Source organism: Hafnia alvei (assembly GCF_964063325.1).
Lineage (GTDB): Bacteria > Pseudomonadota > Gammaproteobacteria > Enterobacterales > Enterobacteriaceae > Hafnia > Hafnia alvei_B.
The window spans coordinates 245,196-263,189 of the sequence record NZ_OZ061315.1; the positions used below are offsets into that span (position 1 = coordinate 245,196).

Sequence of the window (17,994 nt, forward strand, 5' to 3'; positions counted from 1 at the left end):
CTTGCAATATATTCAGACAGGGAGCTTTACATGAAGACTGAAGATCTCATCACATTGGTAAACTCACCATCCACGTTCTCCCCCGCTGCGGGCACGATTGCCCAGAGTACCGTTCATACCGATAGTGAAGGTTTGCATGCCGGCTTTACCACGATCCCTTCTCAGGGAGACGATCTTCCTGCTTATTTAGCTAAACCCTTGCATGCCGATGGCCCGCTGCCGATTGTGCTGGTCGTGCAGGAGATATTCGGTGTGCATGAGCATATTCAAGATGTTTGCCGTCGTTTAGCCAAGCAGGGCTATTTGGCTATCGCCCCCGAGCTGTATTTCCGTCAGGGAGAAGCCAGCGATTACACCGATATTCCAACGCTATTTCAAAACCTCGTCAGCAAAGTGCCAGATAAACAGGTGCTGGGCGATTTAGACCATGCGGCACATTGGGCTGCTCGCCACGGTGGCGATGCTAGTCGTCTGTATATCACCGGATTCTGCTGGGGTGGGCGTATCACGTGGCTATATGGTGCGCATAATCCGCAGCTTAAAGCGGGGGTTGCGTGGTATGGGCGCTTCGTGGGAGATAAAACGCTAACGTCGCCTAAGCATCCCGTAGACGTTGCCGCTGAGCTCAGCGCCCCGATGTTAGGGCTATACGGTGGTTTGGATGACAGTATTCCACAAGAAACGGTGGAAACTATGCGTCAATCGCTGCGCGCGGCCAACGCAACGGCGGAGATTATTGTTTATCCACAGGCGGGCCACGCCTTTTATGCTGACTATCGCCCAAGCTACAACGCTGAGGCAGCGAAAGACGGCTGGGAGCGTATGTTAGCGTGGTTTGCAGCCTATGGTGGTGTGAATAAACCTGAGTAATCAGTCGGTTTTTGGGATTCAGTGCGGCGGTGTTTCACCGTTTTTCACTGAATCTGATAAGGTGGGAGTGATAATCTAAAATAATAAGAGGTCATGATGACAGCCACTATTTTTTTGCATCCCTCCTTGGCCCCATTGGAAGGCGGCGTTAATTTCCGTGACATGGGCGGCTATCTGGCTGCCGATGGGCGTCGGGTTAAGCGTGGTAAGTTGTTCCGTTCGGGCGCGTTAGACCGCCTGACGGACAAAGATTTGAATTACCTGCAAGATGTGCCGATTAAAAATATCCTCGACTATCGCGATGCCGATGAAGTGTCTAACAAGCCTGATGTGCTGTGGGACGCGGTGCGCTATATCAACTTGCCAGCCAATCCGCTGAGCACTGAGGTGAATGCTAATCTGGAGAAACTCACCAGTGAAGCGTTGGAATCTTTCGATGCAAACGCATTTATGCTGGAACTCTATCGCCGTTTGCCATTCAGCAACCATGCTTATCAGCTGTTAAGCACTTTGCTGCAAAGCGGTGAGGAAGGCGCGATTGTGCAGCACTGTGCGGTAGGTAAAGATAGAACGGGCGTAGGCTCCGCGTTGGTGCTGTTTGCCTTAGGCGCCGATGAAGCAACGGTGATGGAAGATTATCTGTTAACCGAAACCACGCTAGCGCCATTCCGCAGCCAAATGCTGGACTACCTATCTATAAAATTGAACGAAAAAGCGCTGGGGCAGTTTTCTCACGTACTGTCTGCCCGTGAGGAATTTTTGGTCACGGCGTTGGATGCGATCAAAGAGAAATACAGCACGGTTGATCGCTGGCTGGAACAAGAATATGGGTTAAATATGCAGGTGCGATCACAACTTCAGCAACAGTTCCTTGAGCCGTAAATCTCCGATATTTAAAGCAAGTGGAGCCTTTCGGCTCCACTCAATCCATTTTTCATACCGCTTACGTAGCTAAAACGCCGCTTAACCAAATTCAACCCCCTCCACAAATAGCCCTCCAGTATGTTAGCGCCTGAGAAATCCTCAGGAGATAATAACTATGCAACACGCAATTACATTCGTTATTGCTACGCTGTGTATCCTTACGATCTGCTACCGTTTATACGGTATCTTTTTCGTAAAAAAGGTACTGCGTGCAGATGATAACGAAGTGACTCCATCACATACCTTTGAAGACGGGAAAGATTACGTACCTACCAAAAAATGGGTTAACTTTGGTAGTCACTTTGCGGCTATCGCCGCGGCGGGGCCTCTGGTTGGTCCGGTTCTGGCTGCGCAGTTCGGCTATCTGCCGGGCTTCCTCTGGTTGCTGATTGGTTGTGTCGTCGGCGGTGCGGTGCATGACACCGTAGTGCTGTTCGCTTCCATGAAACATCAGGGTAAATCCCTATCTGAAGTGGCTAAATCTGAACTGGGTCCGATTGCGGGCTGGTGTACTGGTTTAGCCATGCTGTTCATCATCACAATTACCATGGCAGGTTTGTCGATGGTGGTGGTGCATGCGTTGGAACGTAACCCTTGGGGGACTTTCGCCGTATTCATGACCATTCCTATCGCGATCGGCGTGGGTCTGTGGGAGCGCGTGACCGGCAGTATGAAGGGGGCAACTTACGTGGGTATCGCGGCTATTATGGCCTGCGTATTCTTCGGCCCGCATATTCAAAATACGACTTTTGGCGAGTGGTTGACGTTTAAAGCCACAACGGTAAGCCTGCTGCTGCCTGCCTATGCATTCTTCGCAACGGCGTTACCGGTGTGGATGCTGTTGACACCACGCGGCTATCTTTCAAGCTTTATGAAAATCGGCGTGTTTGGCGCGTTGGTTATCGGCGTTATCTTCATTAACCCAGAAATCCAGTTCCCTGCGGTGACTCAGTTCATTCACGGCGGTGGCCCGGTTCTTGCGGGCCCAGTGTGGCCGTTCATTTCGATCACCATCGCCTGTGGTGCCATCTCTGGCTTCCATGCGTTTATCGGTTCTGGCACCACGCCAAAACAGATCGACAAATGGAGCGATATCCTGCCGGTTGGCTTTGGTGCGATGCTGGCAGAGTGCGTAGTTGGCGTGATGGCGCTGATCGCAGCAACCTCTCTGCATCCTGCTGACTACTTTGCGATTAACTCTAGCGCAGAAGCGTGGGCTGGGTTAGGCATGGAAGTGGTTCACTTGCCGAAACTGAGCCAAGAGATTGGTTTGGATCTTTATGGCCGTACCGGTGGTGCCGTTACGCTAGCGGTAGGTATGACGGATATCTTTATTCGTGTGCCGTGGTTTAGCAATTTGGCCTCCTACTTCTTCCAGTTCGTTATCATGTTTGAAGCGGTATTTATCCTGACCGCGGTTGATTCCGGTACTCGTGTTGCGCGTTACCTGCTGCAAGATTTCTTGGGTGACCTGTGGGCTCCGCTGAAACGTACTGACTGGCTGCCAGGTTCAATCTTCTGCTCTATCATCGCCTGTGCGCTGTGGGGCTACCTGCTGAACTCCGGTGATATTAACTCGGTGTGGGCGTTGTTTGGTGTGTCCAACCAGTTGATGGCTTCTGTTGGTCTGATTATCGGTGCAACAATTATCCTGCGCTTGGCGACCAAACGCGTGTATATGCTGACCTGTGTTATCCCGTTAGCGTATCTGTTCGTGACCGTAAACTATGCCGGTTACTGGATGATTAAAAACGTCTATTTCAACTCTGCGGCGAAAGGTTACAACATCTTCAACGGCACCATCTCAATCATCATGATGGTTCTGGGTGTGATTATCCTGATCTCTGCTCTGCGTAAATGGCGTGAACTGTGGGATGTACGTGGAAAAGAACTGCGTGCTGAACAGACGGCGGCAACAGCATAAATAATTAAGTTTTACTACTCTCTTAAACGGCCGATTTATCGGCCGTTTATTTTTGGTTAATCCACAACGCCGCTTTGATGCCGTATCCTGCTAAGACAACCCTAATCAAGAGAACGGCATCGTGACGTTAGATAGCATTATTCAGGTAGTGGTTGAATTTGTTCGCAACCATGAACATTGGGCTATTCCGATTGTTTTCTTTTTAGCTTTCGGCGAGTCGCTGGCATTTTTGTCACTATTGTTACCCGCCACGGTAATTCTGCTTGGGTTAGGTGCGCTGGTAGGAGAAAGCGGGATCGCATTCTGGCCACTATGGATTGCCGCTAGCGTCGGCGCTTTTATGGGCGATTGGGTCTCATACTGGTTTGGCGATCGCTATCAGCATCAGGTTGAGCACATGTGGCCGCTTTCTCGTCATCCGCATTTGATGGTGCGCGGACATGCATTCTTTGAACGCTGGGGAACCTGGGGCGTATTTATTGGCCGGTTTTTTGGCCCACTGCGTGCCGTTGTTCCTCTGGTGGCGGGGATTTGCGGGATGCCGAAGCGGTATTTTCAACTGGCAAATTTACTCTCGGCCATCGTTTGGGGATTCGCCATGTTGGCTCCCGGCGCTTTTGGCATTCAATGGCTGAACGGCTGGCTTGATTAAGTTTCGCTGGGTTTTATAGCACTTTGCGTACTGCTTCGCAGACTTTGCTTACTCGCTCTGGACATCCATACAGTATATTATTACCGTGACGTTCAGAAAAAGTCATCAAGGTGGAGGCAGGGTGGATTCCAGCATATTTTATGGTTTAGCGGGCGGCGTTGTCGGCCTGCTGCTGGGTTGGTTACTGGCAAGTTTGCGTATGCAACAGCATCGATTGACGCTGGAAGGCGATTTGCGCCTGCATCAGCAGGAAATTACGCAGCTTCAGCAAGAACAGCAAACGCTGATACAGCAACGCCAGCAGCAAGAACAACAGGTGCGAGAAAAAGAACAAGAACTACGCACGTTGTATAGCCAATTTGCAGCGACGCAGGAGAAGTTAAACCAACAGTCGATCTGGCGTGATGAATATGAACAACTCAATCAAGAACTTCGCGCTCTGCGCGAAGTCAACAGCGCGCAGGAGGCCGAACTGCGCGAAGTGACGATTCGCTTAGAAGAAACTCGACTGGGGGCTGAAGAAAAGCAGCGCTTGCTGATTAACAGCGAGCAGCGCCTGAGTGCCCAGTTTGAAAATCTCGCTAACCGTATTTTTGAGCAGAGTGGAAAGCGTGTTGAAGAACAAAATCGGCAAAGCCTGAATGGCTTGCTAAGCCCGTTGCGTGAACAGCTCGATGGTTTTCGTCGTCAGGTTCAAGAGAGCTTTGGGCAAGAATCGCGTGAGCGACATACGCTGGCTCATGAAATTCGCAATCTCCAGCAGTTGAATGCGCAAATGGCGCGCGAAGCCGTTAACCTGACCAAGGCCTTGAAAGGGGACAATAAAACGCAAGGTAACTGGGGTGAGGTGGTACTCAGCCGCGTTTTAGAGGCCTCGGGCCTGCGTGAAGGATATGAATATCAAACGCAGGTGAGTGTGCAGGTTGGAGTGAATAACCGCATGCAGCCGGATGTGATTGTGCGTCTTCCGCAGGGTAAAGACGTGGTGGTTGATGCCAAGATGTCGCTGGTGGCTTATGAGCGTTACTTTAATGCCGAGGATGACGCAGTGAGAGAACTCGCTTTGCAAGAACATGTCGCCTCGGTTAAAGGACATATTCGCCAGCTAGGGCGTAAAGATTATCAGCAGCTCCCCGGGTTGCGTTCGCTGGATTATGTCTTGATGTTTATCCCCGTCGAGCCTGCTTTCTTGGCTGCTATCGATCGCGAGCCAGAACTGATTAGCGAAGCATTGCGACATAACATTATGCTGGTTAGTCCAACGACCTTACTGGTTGCGTTGCGTACTATCAGTAATTTGTGGCGCTATGAACATCAAAGCCAAAATGCGCAGAAGATCGCCGAACGTGCATCGAAGCTATACGACAAAATGCGTTTATTCGTTGATGATATGGAATCTCTTGGGCAGAGTCTGGATAAGTCACAGGCAAGTTATCGTCAGGCAATGAACAAACTGGCGCAAGGCCGTGGTAATCTGATAGGACAAGTCGAGAGTTTCCGTACTCTGGGAGTGGAAGTGAAACGGCCAATTAGCCCTTCACTTGCTGAAGAAGCCCGACTGGAAAATGAACCCGAAGATGAGGAGTTTGCTGAACCTGCGGATTACGCTGCACAGCAACCTGCCATAAGAGTCGCTAACGGACTCGATGATTAACACTGCTCCTTGCTTCGACTAGGCCGAGCACTGTTCGCACCACCGAACAGCGCTTAATCGCGTAGATTCACAATCAATCAGATTAAAAGCAGGCTAAGAAAAAATGGTAGATCAAACGCCGGAAACCACTCATTTCGGTTTCAAAACCGTCGCCACCACTGAAAAAGCGAGCAAAGTTGCTCAGGTATTCCACTCCGTTGCGGCAAAATACGACTTGATGAATGATCTCATGTCATTTGGCATCCATCGGGTTTGGAAGCGTTTTACCATTGATTGCAGCGGCGTTCGTCGTGGGCAAAAGGTGCTTGATCTTGCCGGTGGTACGGGCGATCTGGCAGCGAAATTTTCACGCATTGTGGGCGAGCAGGGCGAAGTTGTTCTGGCGGATATCAACGACTCCATGTTGAAGATTGGTCGCGAAAAACTGCGCAATCTGGGCGTGATCGGCAATATCAACTACGTTCAAGCAAACGCTGAAGCGTTGCCGTTCCCTGATAATCATTTTGACTGCATTACCATTGCTTTTGGCCTGCGTAACGTGACCGATAAAGATAAAGCGCTGCGCTCTATGTATCGCGTGTTGAAGCCGGGTGGACGCTTGCTGGTGCTGGAGTTCTCTAAGCCATTACTCGAGCCACTGAATAAAGCCTATGATGCTTATTCATTCCACATCTTGCCAAAAATCGGCGAGCTGGTTGCCCATGATTCTGAAAGCTATCGCTATTTGGCAGAATCTATCCGTATGCATCCCGATCAAGAAACGCTGAAATCTATGATGGATGACGCAGGTTTTGAAAACACCACGTATTTCAACTTAACCGGTGGGATTGTTGCTCTACATCGTGGTTACAAGTTTTAACTGAAGGATCGTTATGCTGACCCCATTGCTAAACCCATTATTGACTGGTGCGATTGAAACGGCGCTCAACCGAATCTTGTACCGCGATCGGGCGCTAAACAGCGCTCGTCAGCGCCTAACAGGTAAAGTGCTGGGGGTTTTCGTCAATGAAATAAACTCGCCGCTCTATTTGGCTTTTAGTGAAAGCCGCTTGGATGTTTTAGGCGCATGGGAAGACAACACGGATTGCAGCGTCACGACGAGGTTATCCGTGTTACCTGAACTGCGCGATCGCCAGCAACTGACTGCGCTTATTCGTTCCGGTGATCTAAACGTAGAAGGCGATATTCAGGTGGTGCAGCAGTTCATCGGCCTGCTGGATTTAGCTGAATGGGATCCTGCTGAGCTGCTAGCGCCGTACACGGGCGATATTGTTGCTCAGGGGATGAGCCAGTTTTTGCGTAAAGGCGCCAGCTTTATCGCCACGGGTTGTAAACGCCAACAGCAGTATATTGGCCAAGCGATGACCGAAGAGTGGCGTGTGGCTCCGGGTGCATTAGAAGCAGCGTGGTTTAATGACGAGGTTGATGCCGTCAATCGTCAGACGGAAAGTCTGGATAAGCGACTTTCACAGCTTGAGGACAAGGTATGACGCCAACGGAACTGTGCCGCTTTTATTTGATTGTTCGTGTTTTCCTCACATACGGCCTCGATGAACTGATCCCGAAAATGCGCATTACCTTGCCGTTGCGCATGGGCAGGCATTTGCTGTTTTGGATGCGTAACAAGCATAAAGACAAGCCTCTAGGCGAACGCCTGCGTTTGGCATTACAGGAGTTAGGGCCGGTTTGGATTAAGTTTGGCCAGATGATGTCGACCCGACGCGACCTGTTCCCGCCAACGATCGCCGATCAACTGGCGCTGCTTCAGGATCGTGTTGCGCCTTTTGATGGTGCTCTTGCTCGCAAGCAAATTGAAGATTCAATGGGCGGTCCGCTTGAGCAATGGTTTGATGATTTCGACCAAAACGCGCTGGCTTCGGCTTCTATCGCTCAGGTTCATACGGCTAAATTAAAAGAAAACGGTCGCGAGATCGTTCTGAAAGTGATTCGCCCCGATATTCTGCCCATTATCAAAGCTGACGTGCGCCTGATGTACCGTTTTGCGGGTTGGGTTCCGAAGCTGATGCCGGATGGCCGTCGCTTACGCCCGCGTGAAGTGGTGCGTGAATACGAAAAAACGTTGTTGGATGAGCTCAATTTGCTGCGAGAAGCGGCGAACGCTATTCAGCTGCGTCGTAATTTCGAAGACAGCCCAATGCTGTATGTTCCCGAGATTTACTCTGATTACTGCCGTGAAAATGTGTTGGTGATGGAGAGAATCTACGGTATTCCGGTGTCTGATTTGCCTGCTTTACATGCGCAAAACACCAATATGAAACTGTTGGCCGAGCGCGGTGTGCAGGTCTTCTTTACTCAGGTATTCCGCGATAGTTTCTTCCATGCAGATATGCACCCTGGCAATATTTTTGTCAGCTATGAACACCCGGAGAATCCGCAGTATATCGGTATAGATTGCGGCATCGTGGGCAGCTTGAACAAAGACGATAAACGCTATCTGGCAGAAAACTTCATTGCGTTCTTCAATCGTGATTACCGTAAGGTTGCAGAGCTGCACGTTGACTCAGGTTGGGTTCCGCGTGATACCAACATTGAAGATTTTGAGTTTGCTATTCGTACGGTGTGTGAACCTATTTTCGAAAAGCCATTGGCCGAAATCTCGTTTGGTCATGTGCTGCTAAATCTGTTCAATACTGCGCGACGCTTCAACATGGAAGTGCAGCCGCAGTTGGTTCTATTGCAAAAAACACTGCTGTATGTGGAAGGATTGGGGCGTCAGCTTTATCCGCAGTTAGATCTGTGGACCACAGCCAAGCCTTTCTTAGAAACCTGGCTGCGCGATCAGGTGGGTATACCTGCGATTATTCGTTCTTTGAAAGAGAAAGCGCCGTTCTGGGCTGAAAAGCTGCCGGAACTGCCAGAGCTGTTCTATGACAGTCTGCAACAGCATAAAGCCTTGCAGCAGAGCGTCGATCGCGTATTCACACAGCTCGATAAACAACGTAATCGCCATGGACGTTCACGATATTTGTTTGGGATTGGCGCTACACTATTATTGAGTGGTACGATTTTGGTTGCCGCGAAAATTGCTGTCTGGCCAGCTTGGGTTATTGCTGGCGGATGTGTGGCTTGGATCGCTGGATGGCGTTATACCCGCCAGTAGATACCCAAAACGAGTAATTCATCGTTCCTAGCGCATACTTTTGGTTAATTGTTATTGGTTAGTAGTTCAATATTTCTGCGTGACTACCGTATAATGCGGCGCACGAATAACCCCTATCAATAGAGGTGATTAAAATGGGTGGTATCAGTATTTGGCAGTTGTTGATTATTGCAGTGATCGTAGTACTGCTGTTTGGTACTAACAAGCTGCGTACTCTGGGTTCCGATCTTGGTGCGTCAATCAAAGGTTTTAAAAAGGCGATTGGTGATGAGGATAAAACTCCACCGTCGACTAACACAAACAGCACTGCGGCACCGCAGGATGCAGACTTTAAGTCTCTGTCTGAGCAGCAGCCTGAAGTGAAGAAAGAAGAATCTAAGAGCCAGAACAAAGAGCAGGTGTAAGCCGTGTTTGACATCGGGTTTGGTGAGCTGCTGCTGGTAATGGTGATAGGTCTAGTTGTACTAGGCCCTGAACGTTTGCCTGTTGCAGTGCGTACGGTTGCCGGATGGATCAGGGCGCTGCGATCTCTTGCGGCCTCTGTTCAGAACGAACTGTCGCAAGAGTTAAAGCTTCAGGAACTGCAGGATAGTTTGAAGAAAGCCGAAAGCGCTGGTCTTCAGAATCTGACCCCTGAGCTAAAAGCCTCAATGGATGAGCTAAAAGAAGCCGCAGAGTCAATGAAGCGCAGTTATCAGACTCAGGTTGCTGAGCCTGTTACAAAGGCTGCTGAAACTATCCATAAACCGGATGTGACAGACCCTGAAGCGTTTCACGACGAAGTCGATGCAGGCTTAAGAGAAGATGAACGCAAGCGTGCCGAAGCCGTCAAGGTTGAAGCAACCAATGTAACATCGGCTGAGCCGGTAGCCACAGAGGACGCTTTGGTCGATGCTGAAAAACCAGCAGTGAAAATGCCAGAGCAGCCTGTTCCCTCTCACTCTACAACAAGCGATCGTTAAAGCATGGCCGTTGATGATACCCAGCCTCTGATTAGCCATTTAATCGAGCTACGTAAGCGACTCTTAAATTCGATTATTTGTATTCTGGTGGTATTCCTGGCGCTGGTCTATTTTTCCAACGACATTTACCACCTGATTGCATCGCCGCTGATTAAGCAACTGCCGCAGGGCGCTAGCATGATCGCCACCGATGTTGCATCGCCGTTCTTTACGCCGATTAAGCTAACGATGATGGTGTCGGTGTTTGTTTCTGCGCCGATGATTTTGTTCCAAATTTGGGCTTTTGTGGCTCCAGCCCTTTATAAGCATGAACGCCGTTTGCTGATGCCATTGCTGGTTTCAAGCTCGTTCTTGTTCTATTTAGGTATGGCGTTTGCCTACTTTATCGTGTTCCCACTGGCGTTTGGTTTCTTCGCGAAAACAGCACCGATTGGTGTGACAATCGCAACGGATATCAATAATTATCTCGATTTCGTTATGGCGCTCTTTATGGCGTTTGGCGTGTCGTTTGAGGTTCCGGTAGCCATTATTTTACTGTGCTGGAGCGGGGTGACTACGCCAGCGGAGTTAAAACAGAAACGCCCATACGTGATCGTGGGTGCCTTCGTGCTGGGCATGTTGCTCACGCCGCCTGACGTGTTCTCACAAACACTGCTGGCGATCCCAATGTGTATCTTGTTTGAAATCGGCGTGTTCTTCGCCCGGTTCTACGTGGGTAAACGTCGTTCTCGCAGTGACGAGGATCAGGGAAACGAAGAAGATACCGACGAGCAGTCAAAACAGGGCTGACACAATAAGTGCCAGAGGCCGCCGAAAGGGCGGCCTCTTTACATGGTTTTTGGAGTGCTTTCATGCTGGATATTGGCGTTAACTTAACAAGCAGTCAGTTTGCCAAAGATGTTCCTCTGGTTGTTGAGCGGGCACGCACGGCTGGGGTGAACGCTATGCTGATCACCGGTACCGATGTGCATGAGAGCAAACGTGCTATCACCATGGCACAGGAATATACAAATTACTGCTGGGCAACGGCCGGTGTTCATCCGCACAATGCCAGTTCGTGGAATAACCAATGCGCCGAGGAAATCGCCGCGTTGGCTGCTGTGCCTGAAGTGGTCGCCGTTGGAGAATGTGGTCTTGATTTTGACCGTAACTTTTCGACTCCAGATGAACAAGAGCGGGCTTTTACCGCCCAGTTGGCGTTAGCGTCAGAGCTCAACAAACCGCTGTTTTTGCATTGCCGTTCGGCACATGAAAAATTTATCGCTCTATTGCGTCCGTGGTTAGCCAAAATACCCGGCGCGGTAGTACATTGTTTTACCGGTAGCCGTGAAGAGCTGCATGAATGTTTGGATCTGGGGCTGTATATCGGCATCACCGGATGGGTTTGTGATGAGCGACGTGGTCTCGAGCTGCGCGCCATGCTGCCCGAGATCCCAGCCGAGCGTCTATTGCTTGAAACGGACGCCCCCTATTTACTGCCGCGTGACTTAGAAAACAAACCTAAATCGCGACGTAATGAACCCTGTTTCTTACCGCACATCGTTTCACAGGTCGCTGGCTGGCGTCAGCAGGATGTGGAGTGGTTAAAGCAGGTTACTGAAAATAATGCCCGCCAACTTTTTCGGCTGGAATGAGTAAGGAGAATAACGTGAGCTATGCATTTCCAGGGGCCTTCCCAGGCCGTCGTCTGCGTCGTGTTCGTCGCCATGATTTCAGCCGTCGTTTAGTTGCTGAAAACGTTCTGACCGTAGACGATCTGATTTACCCCGTGTTTGTCATGGAAGGCAAGAATCATCAGGAAGAAGTTTCCTCAATGCCGGGGGTGCACCGTATGACGATCGATCTGCTGATCAAAGAAGCAGAAGCGATCGCCAAACTGGGCGTACCGGTATTGTCGCTGTTCCCGGTTATTGGCACAGACAAAAAATCACTGCACGCAGAGGAAGCTTATAACCCTGATGGGCTGGTGCAGCGCGCCGTTCGTGCGCTGAAAGATGCGGTTCCTGAACTTGGTTTGCTGACCGATGTGGCGTTAGACCCTTATACCACTCATGGTCAGGATGGGGTTATTGACGCTGATGGCTACGTTATTAACGACATCACTAAAGAGATTCTGGTGCGTCAGGCACTCTCTCATGCCGAAGCCGGCGCTGAAATTATTGCACCGAGCGATATGATGGATGGGCGTATTGGCGCCATTCGCGATCAGCTCGAAGCCCAGCAGATGGTCAATACCCAGATCATGGCGTACTCCGCTAAATATGCATCTTGCTACTACGGCCCATTCCGTGATGCATTGGGCTCTTCTGGCAATCTGAAAGGGGGTAATAAGAAAACCTATCAGATGGATCCAGCCAATAGCGATGAAGCCTTGCAGGAAGTTGCTCAGGATCTGCAAGAGGGCGCGGATATGGTGATGGTAAAACCGGGTATGCCATATCTGGATATGGTGCGTCGTGTGAAAGACACCTTCGGTGTGCCGACTTTTGCCTATCAGGTTTCCGGTGAGTATGCGATGCATATGGCCGCAATCCAAAATGGCTGGTTGCAAGAAAAACCAGCCATTATGGAATCTCTGATTTGCTTCAAGCGCGCGGGCGCCGACGGCGTGCTGACTTATTTCGCCAAGCGTGTTGCTCAGTGGCTGCATGACGCAGAAATGAATCGCTAATCATTGTTTGATTTGAAGAAGACAAGAACCGCCGTTGATATCTCACGGCGGTTTTTTTGTTTAACGTTTTTCGAAATCCGTATTCTCAACGCTTTGCTGTACAGGTTTATTGAGCAGGTTAAGCAATAGAATGGCTCGTTTTTCGCCATCGGCTTCGGTGTAAATGGCTTCAAAACCTTCAAACGCTCCGCTGGTGATCACTACGGTATCGCCGGGCGCTGGGGTATCAGGGTCAATGCATTCAGTTGGGGGCGCCGTCATCAATTGCTTGATAACCTTAAAAGGAATGGTGACCGGTAGAGATCCAAATCGAACGAAATGGCTGACACCGCGCGTAGATTGTACCGTGGTGGTATGGACTCTTTCAGGGTCGAGCTCGATAAACATGTAGTTAGGGAACATGGGTTCCTTCACCTGTGTACGTTTGCCGCGAACGATTTTCTCCAACGTAATCATTGGAGTAAAGCAGGGAATTTCCTGACGCGTTAGATGCTCTTTCGCACGCTCTAGTTGACCTCTTTTGCAATACAGCAGATACCACGATTCCATAACAACCTACGATTTAATGACTTACCCAGAGCATAGCAAAAGGTCGGATTGATAGACAGTTTCAGCTATTTATAGCGAGTATCTGCTATTGCTTACGCCGAGGTTTTACATTTTTTGCCACTTCAGGCAGAAGATCACAGCGTTGACCATAATTATTAGTTATAAATATCGCCCTATATAACCATTCGGGTTAGGTGTGGTTTCGGCGTGATAAAGCGCAATAAAATCATTCTCAATGCTAGGAGAAATTCCCATGGAGTTGTTTTTACTGAGTAACGGTAAGGTTTCCGGTGAATCTGAATTGCTGGGTTATGCAAAAGGACCCATTCAGTCCATGCTGCTAAGCAAGAAGATACGTTCTGCGGTACTGGTGCCCTATGCTGTGATCCGCGGTAACTACGACGCGCGTGCCGCAGAGTTAGAAAACTCATTAGGTATTCAAGTGACAAGCCTGCATCATTTTGACGATCCGGTTAAAGCCATTGAAGAGGCTGAATGTATTCTGGTGAGCGGCGGTAATACCTGGCTGCTGAACCAAATGCTGCATGAGAATGGCCTAATTGTGCCGATTCAGCGCGCGGTACGTGAACGTGAGATCCCCTATATCGGCTGGAGTGCCGGTTGTAACGTGGCAACGCCAAGCATTCGAACCACCAACGATATGCCGGTGCGCAATAGCGTGGTACTGCCTGCGCTAGGTTTGTTCCCTGTTCAGATCAACCCGCACTACATCGATGCCCACCTGAGTGGTCATATGGGGGAAACGCGCGACGAGCGTATTGCCGAGTTTTGTGCGGTGAATCCAAGTGAATATGTAATTGCGTTACGTGAAGGTAGCTTGCTGCATGTCTCTGGTGATGAGCTGGAATACTACAGCGTGAAAGCTCAGGGATTTAAAGTATTCCGTCACAATCAAGAAACTCATGAGTATTTTGATACACAAGCATTGGCCGATATGGTGCCTTTTCGCTGCTGTTAACCGTCAATGAACAAAGATATTCCGTTTGTTGCGGGCAGCCTATCGAATGATAATGCTTATTAAAGCAATTAGTTACCTGCTTGTAACAAAAGTGCAGCAACCAGAGTGAAGAACGCTTATAATGGGTTCTTCACCAGCCCAATAAGAAAGCTATGAAATACCGTGACTTGCGCGAATTCCTCTCTTTGCTGGAACAGAGAGGTGAGCTAAAACGCATCAGCCAGCCAATCGATCCTTATCTGGAAATGACAGAAATTGCGGACCGCACTTTGCGTGCCGGTGGCCCGGCGTTGCTGTTTGAAAATCCTAAGGGATATGACATTCCTGTTTTGTGCAACCTGTTTGGTACAGCAAAGCGTGTCGCCTTAGGTATGGGACAGGAAGATGTTAGCGCGTTGCGTGAAGTCGGTAAGCTGTTGGCATTTTTAAAAGAACCAGAGCCGCCAAAGGGGTTTCGCGATCTGTTTGATAAACTGCCTCAGTTTAAACAGGTTCTGAATATGCCGACGAAACGGCTGAGCACTGCGCCGTGCCAAGAACTTATTTGGCAGGGAGACGATGTAGATTTAGGTCGTATTCCGGTTATGCATTGCTGGCCTGAAGACGCAGCACCGCTGATTTCGTGGGGGCTGACGGTGACCCGTGGCCCGCATAAAGAGCGGCAGAACCTTGGCATCTATCGCCAGCAGGTTCTGGGCAAGAATAAAGTCATTATGCGCTGGCTGTCTCATCGCGGCGGTGCGCTTGATTTCCAAGAGTGGTGCCAAGCTCATCCAGGTGAACGCTTCCCGGTGTCCGTGGCTTTAGGCGCCGATCCAGCGACAATACTCGGCGCGGTGACGCCAGTGCCGGATACGCTTTCTGAATATGCGTTTGCAGGATTATTACGCGGCAATAAGAGCGAGGTCGTTAAATGTATTTCTAACGATCTGGAAGTGCCTGCCAGCGCTGAAATTGTGTTGGAAGGCTATATCGAGCCGGGTGAGATGGCGCCAGAAGGACCTTATGGCGACCACACGGGTTATTACAATGAAATCGATAATTTCCCCGTCTTTACCGTGACGCATATTACCCAGCGTCGTGATCCTATCTATCATTCGACCTATACCGGACGTCCACCGGATGAACCTGCGGTGATGGGACTGGCATTAAACGAAGTTTTTGTGCCTATTCTGCAAAAGCAGTTCCCGGAAATAGTGGATTTCTATCTGCCGCCGGAAGGGTGTTCATATCGAATGGCGGTCGTCACGATGAAGAAACAGTACGCCGGTCATGCCAAGCGCGTGATGATGGGCGTCTGGTCGTTTTTACGCCAATTTATGTACACCAAATTTGTCATTGTTTGTGATGACGATATCAATGCTCGAGATTGGAACGACGTTATTTGGGCTATCACTACTCGAATGGATCCCGCGCGTGATACGGTGATGATTGAAAATACACCGATAGATTATCTTGATTTCGCTTCACCGGTGTCGGGGCTGGGTTCCAAAATGGGACTGGATGCCACCAACAAATGGCCGGGTGAAACACAACGCGAATGGGGACGCCCCATTGTTATGGATGAAAAAGTCCGCACGCGGATTGATGCCATCTGGGATGAACTGGCAATTCTGGAAGATAACCATACTGACGCTAAGAATAGCCGCAAGCCTAATTAACGGCGGCTGTCTGGTTATGCAAAACCCTTTATCCGATAGAGTAACTACATGACAACGTTGAGCTGTAAAGTCACTTCCGTTGAGGCTATCACCGATACGGTTTATCGCGTTCGCTTAGTGCCGGAAGCACCGGTTTCGTTTCGCGCAGGCCAGTATTTGATGGTTGAAATGGATGAGCGTGACAAGCGTCCGTTCTCTATGGCTTCAACGCCATTGGAAAAGGATTTTATCGAACTGCATATCGGCGCTTCAGAGATCAATCTCTATGCGATGGCGGTAATGGATCGCATCCTGAAAGATCGTGTGGTGAATGTTGATATCCCTCACGGCGAAGCTTGGCTGCGCGAAGAGGGCGATCGTCCATTAGTGTTGATCGCCGGTGGTACCGGATTCTCCTACACTCGCTCTATTCTGATGATGGCGCTGGCACAGCAGCCTAATCGTGAAATCGCGATTTATTGGGGTGGACGTGAATCCAAGTATTTGTACGATCTGGCTGAGTTAGAAGCGCTGCAAGAAAAACACCCACAGCTGAAGGTTATCCCGGTGGTTGAACAGCCTGAAGAGGGCTGGAACGGCCGAACCGGTACCGTTTTGAGTGCAGTTTTGCAAGACTACGGCTCGCTGGCAGAATACGATATCTACATCGCTGGGCGTTTTGAAATGGCGAAGATTGCGCGTGAGCGTTTTTGCGCCGAACGTGAAGCCAAAGTAGAGCATATGTTTGGCGATGCGTTTGCGTTCATCTGATATAACGCATCTGCTAGTAGGGTGTATCGACTGCTAGCAGATGATGTTCTGCCAGAAATAAAAAACCCGCCCCTGACAGGCGGGAAGTACGGCAACTAAACTATTTATACCCGCTCGAATACGGTCGCAATACCCTGACCTAAACCAATACACATGGTTGCCAGACCAAACTGTACGTCACGGCGCTCCATCAGATTCAGCAGTGTGGTTGAGATACGTGAACCGGAACAGCCGAGTGGATGGCCTAAGGCGATTGCCCCGCCGTTAAGATTCACCTTTTCATCTAACACATCCAGCAGCCCAAGATCTTTTAGACATGGTAAGGTCTGAGCGGCAAACGCCTCGTTCAATTCAAACTGCCCGATATCTGAGATGCTCAGTCCTGCACGCTTTAAGGCGAGCTGTGTAGCGGGCACAGGGCCATATCCCATAATGGAAGGATCGCAGCCCACTACGGCCATTGAACGGATGCGTGCGCGTGGTTTTAAGCCCAACGATTTGGCGCGTGACTCGCTCATCAGCAGCATCGCCGATGCACCATCGGAAAGTGCTGAGGAGGTGCCTGCCGTGACGGTACCATTTACCGGATCGAAGGCGGGCCTTAGCGCTGCCAAGTTGGCGACGGTGGTTTCAGGGCGAATGACTTCATCATTAAACAGCATTTTCAATACGCCGTCGGCATCGTGACCTGCAGTAGGGACGATCTCGTTTTTAAATGCGCCAGAGGTTGTGGCGGCATAGGCACGCTGATGCGAGCGAGCGGCAAATTCGTCCTGCATTTCACGGCTGATTTTGTGCATTTTCGCCAGCATTTCCGCGGTCAGCCCCATCATCCCTGCCGCTTTGGCAACGGTGCGGCTTAGGCCTGGGTGGAAATCAACGCCGTGGCTCATCGGCACGTGGCCCATATGCTCAACGCCGCCAATCAGACTAATTTGTGCGTCGCCGATCATAATGGCGCGAGCGGCATCGTGAATCGCCTGCATCGATGAACCGCACAGACGGTTAACCGTCGTCGCTGGTACGCTATGTGGCAGTTCAGCCAACAGCGCGGCATTACGTGCAATATTAAAGCCTTGTTCCAACGTTTGTTGTACGCAGCCCCAGTAAATATCGTCGATCTCTTTTGCATCAACGTTTGGGTTGCGGCTAAGTAGCGAACGCATCAGATGCGCCGAAAGATCTTCGGCTCGAACCTGACGATATGCGCCGCCTTTCGAGCGGCCCATCGGCGTACGGACGGCATCAATAACCACCACGTTTTCAATTGAACGGTT

Annotated in this window: 18 protein-coding genes; 16 read left to right on the forward strand and 2 right to left on the reverse strand. The window is 50.1% G+C overall.

Going from position 1 to position 17,994, the window contains the following annotated elements:
- Positions 1–30 precede the first annotated feature (30 nt).
- From AB3Y96_RS01155 to hemB, 13 genes are all read left to right on the forward strand, one after another.
- Entirely contained in the window at positions 31–870 is an 840-nt protein-coding gene (locus tag AB3Y96_RS01155; RefSeq protein ID WP_367298310.1) for a dienelactone hydrolase family protein, read from the forward strand.
- 96 nt (positions 871–966) lie between these two features.
- Positions 967–1,752, forward strand: a complete 786-nt coding sequence (locus tag AB3Y96_RS01160; protein ID WP_367300262.1) for a tyrosine-protein phosphatase — start codon at positions 967–969, stop codon at positions 1,750–1,752.
- A 157-nt stretch (positions 1,753–1,909) separates the two neighbouring features.
- Positions 1,910–3,718 carry a carbon starvation protein A gene (locus AB3Y96_RS01165; protein ID WP_072308853.1) on the forward strand — a complete coding sequence of 603 codons (1,809 nt, stop codon included), beginning with the start codon at positions 1,910–1,912 and terminating at the stop codon, positions 3,716–3,718.
- 121 nt (positions 3,719–3,839) lie between these two features.
- Positions 3,840–4,370: a DedA family protein gene (locus AB3Y96_RS01170; RefSeq protein WP_367298311.1), complete on the forward strand. Its 531-nt coding sequence runs from the start codon at positions 3,840–3,842 to the stop codon at positions 4,368–4,370.
- 121 nt (positions 4,371–4,491) lie between these two features.
- The gene (rmuC, locus tag AB3Y96_RS01175; RefSeq protein WP_072308856.1) at positions 4,492–6,024 is read left to right on the forward strand and encodes a DNA recombination protein RmuC; all 1,533 of its coding nucleotides are present in this window, start codon (positions 4,492–4,494) and stop codon (positions 6,022–6,024) included.
- 103 nt (positions 6,025–6,127) lie between these two features.
- Entirely contained in the window at positions 6,128–6,883 is a 756-nt protein-coding gene (ubiE, locus tag AB3Y96_RS01180; RefSeq protein ID WP_040047270.1) for a bifunctional demethylmenaquinone methyltransferase/2-methoxy-6-polyprenyl-1,4-benzoquinol methylase UbiE, read from the forward strand.
- Between the two features lie 13 nt (positions 6,884–6,896).
- Positions 6,897–7,514: an SCP2 domain-containing protein gene (locus AB3Y96_RS01185; RefSeq protein WP_072308857.1), complete on the forward strand. Its 618-nt coding sequence runs from the start codon at positions 6,897–6,899 to the stop codon at positions 7,512–7,514.
- A complete protein-coding gene (ubiB, locus tag AB3Y96_RS01190) occupies positions 7,511–9,145 on the forward strand; it encodes a ubiquinone biosynthesis regulatory protein kinase UbiB (RefSeq protein WP_367298312.1) in 1,635 nt (544 codons plus the stop codon). Before AB3Y96_RS01185 ends, ubiB begins: the two co-directional genes overlap by 4 nt.
- A gap of 134 nt (positions 9,146–9,279) precedes the next feature.
- Complete coding sequence (gene tatA, locus AB3Y96_RS01195; protein WP_072308860.1) at positions 9,280–9,549, forward strand: Sec-independent protein translocase subunit TatA; 270 nt, start codon at positions 9,280–9,282, stop codon at positions 9,547–9,549.
- Between the two features lie 3 nt (positions 9,550–9,552).
- Positions 9,553–10,107 (forward strand): Sec-independent protein translocase protein TatB, encoded by a 555-nt coding sequence (gene tatB / locus AB3Y96_RS01200; RefSeq protein ID WP_367298313.1) that lies wholly within the window; start codon positions 9,553–9,555, stop codon positions 10,105–10,107.
- A gap of 3 nt (positions 10,108–10,110) precedes the next feature.
- A complete protein-coding gene (tatC, locus tag AB3Y96_RS01205) occupies positions 10,111–10,896 on the forward strand; it encodes a Sec-independent protein translocase subunit TatC (RefSeq protein WP_367298314.1) in 786 nt (261 codons plus the stop codon).
- A gap of 62 nt (positions 10,897–10,958) precedes the next feature.
- Complete coding sequence (gene tatD / locus AB3Y96_RS01210; protein WP_367298315.1) at positions 10,959–11,741, forward strand: 3'-5' ssDNA/RNA exonuclease TatD; 783 nt, start codon at positions 10,959–10,961, stop codon at positions 11,739–11,741.
- Positions 11,742–11,755: 14 nt separating this feature from the next.
- The gene (gene hemB, locus AB3Y96_RS01215) at positions 11,756–12,778 is read left to right on the forward strand and encodes a porphobilinogen synthase (protein WP_040047264.1); all 1,023 of its coding nucleotides are present in this window, start codon (positions 11,756–11,758) and stop codon (positions 12,776–12,778) included.
- Positions 12,779–12,838: 60 nt separating this feature from the next.
- On the opposite strand, the gene rfaH is transcribed toward hemB, so the two are convergent.
- Entirely contained in the window at positions 12,839–13,327 is a 489-nt protein-coding gene (rfaH, locus tag AB3Y96_RS01220; RefSeq protein WP_072308864.1) for a transcription/translation regulatory transformer protein RfaH, read from the reverse strand.
- 253 nt (positions 13,328–13,580) lie between these two features.
- Between rfaH and pepE the strand changes: the two genes are divergently transcribed.
- From pepE to fre, 3 genes are all read left to right on the forward strand, one after another.
- On the forward strand, positions 13,581–14,306 hold the full coding sequence (pepE, locus tag AB3Y96_RS01225) for a dipeptidase PepE (RefSeq protein WP_072308866.1): 726 nt from the start codon (positions 13,581–13,583) through the stop codon (positions 14,304–14,306).
- 152 nt (positions 14,307–14,458) lie between these two features.
- Positions 14,459–15,967, forward strand: coding sequence for a 4-hydroxy-3-polyprenylbenzoate decarboxylase (gene ubiD / locus AB3Y96_RS01230; protein WP_043490327.1), 1,509 nt, complete (start codon positions 14,459–14,461; stop codon positions 15,965–15,967).
- Between the two features lie 48 nt (positions 15,968–16,015).
- On the forward strand, positions 16,016–16,717 hold the full coding sequence (gene fre, locus AB3Y96_RS01235; RefSeq protein WP_072308869.1) for an NAD(P)H-flavin reductase: 702 nt from the start codon (positions 16,016–16,018) through the stop codon (positions 16,715–16,717).
- A 104-nt stretch (positions 16,718–16,821) separates the two neighbouring features.
- Here fre and fadA read toward each other — a convergent pair whose 3' ends face one another.
- Positions 16,822–17,985, reverse strand: coding sequence for an acetyl-CoA C-acyltransferase FadA (fadA, locus tag AB3Y96_RS01240; protein WP_367300263.1), 1,164 nt, complete (start codon positions 17,983–17,985; stop codon positions 16,822–16,824).
- Between the last annotated feature and the right edge of the window lie 9 nt (positions 17,986–17,994).

Bases quoted from the DNA above. Each gene is read 5' to 3' on its own strand.
- AB3Y96_RS01155 (WP_367298310.1), top strand. From the start codon at position 31: ATGAAGACTGAAGATCTCATCACATTGGTAAACTCACCATCCACGTTC.
- AB3Y96_RS01160 (WP_367300262.1), top strand. From the start codon at position 967: ATGACAGCCACTATTTTTTTGCATCCCTCCTTGGCCCCATTGGAAGGC.
- AB3Y96_RS01165 (WP_072308853.1), top strand. From the start codon at position 1,910: ATGCAACACGCAATTACATTCGTTATTGCTACGCTGTGTATCCTTACG.
- ubiE (WP_040047270.1), top strand. From the start codon at position 6,128: ATGGTAGATCAAACGCCGGAAACCACTCATTTCGGTTTCAAAACCGTC.
- AB3Y96_RS01185 (WP_072308857.1), top strand. From the start codon at position 6,897: ATGCTGACCCCATTGCTAAACCCATTATTGACTGGTGCGATTGAAACG.
- ubiB (WP_367298312.1), top strand. From the start codon at position 7,511: ATGACGCCAACGGAACTGTGCCGCTTTTATTTGATTGTTCGTGTTTTC.
- tatA (WP_072308860.1), top strand. From the start codon at position 9,280: ATGGGTGGTATCAGTATTTGGCAGTTGTTGATTATTGCAGTGATCGTA.
- tatC (WP_367298314.1), top strand. From the start codon at position 10,111: ATGGCCGTTGATGATACCCAGCCTCTGATTAGCCATTTAATCGAGCTA.
- tatD (WP_367298315.1), top strand. From the start codon at position 10,959: ATGCTGGATATTGGCGTTAACTTAACAAGCAGTCAGTTTGCCAAAGAT.
- rfaH (WP_072308864.1), bottom strand. From the start codon at position 13,327: ATGGAATCGTGGTATCTGCTGTATTGCAAAAGAGGTCAACTAGAGCGT.
- pepE (WP_072308866.1), top strand. From the start codon at position 13,581: ATGGAGTTGTTTTTACTGAGTAACGGTAAGGTTTCCGGTGAATCTGAA.
- ubiD (WP_043490327.1), top strand. From the start codon at position 14,459: ATGAAATACCGTGACTTGCGCGAATTCCTCTCTTTGCTGGAACAGAGA.
- fre (WP_072308869.1), top strand. From the start codon at position 16,016: ATGACAACGTTGAGCTGTAAAGTCACTTCCGTTGAGGCTATCACCGAT.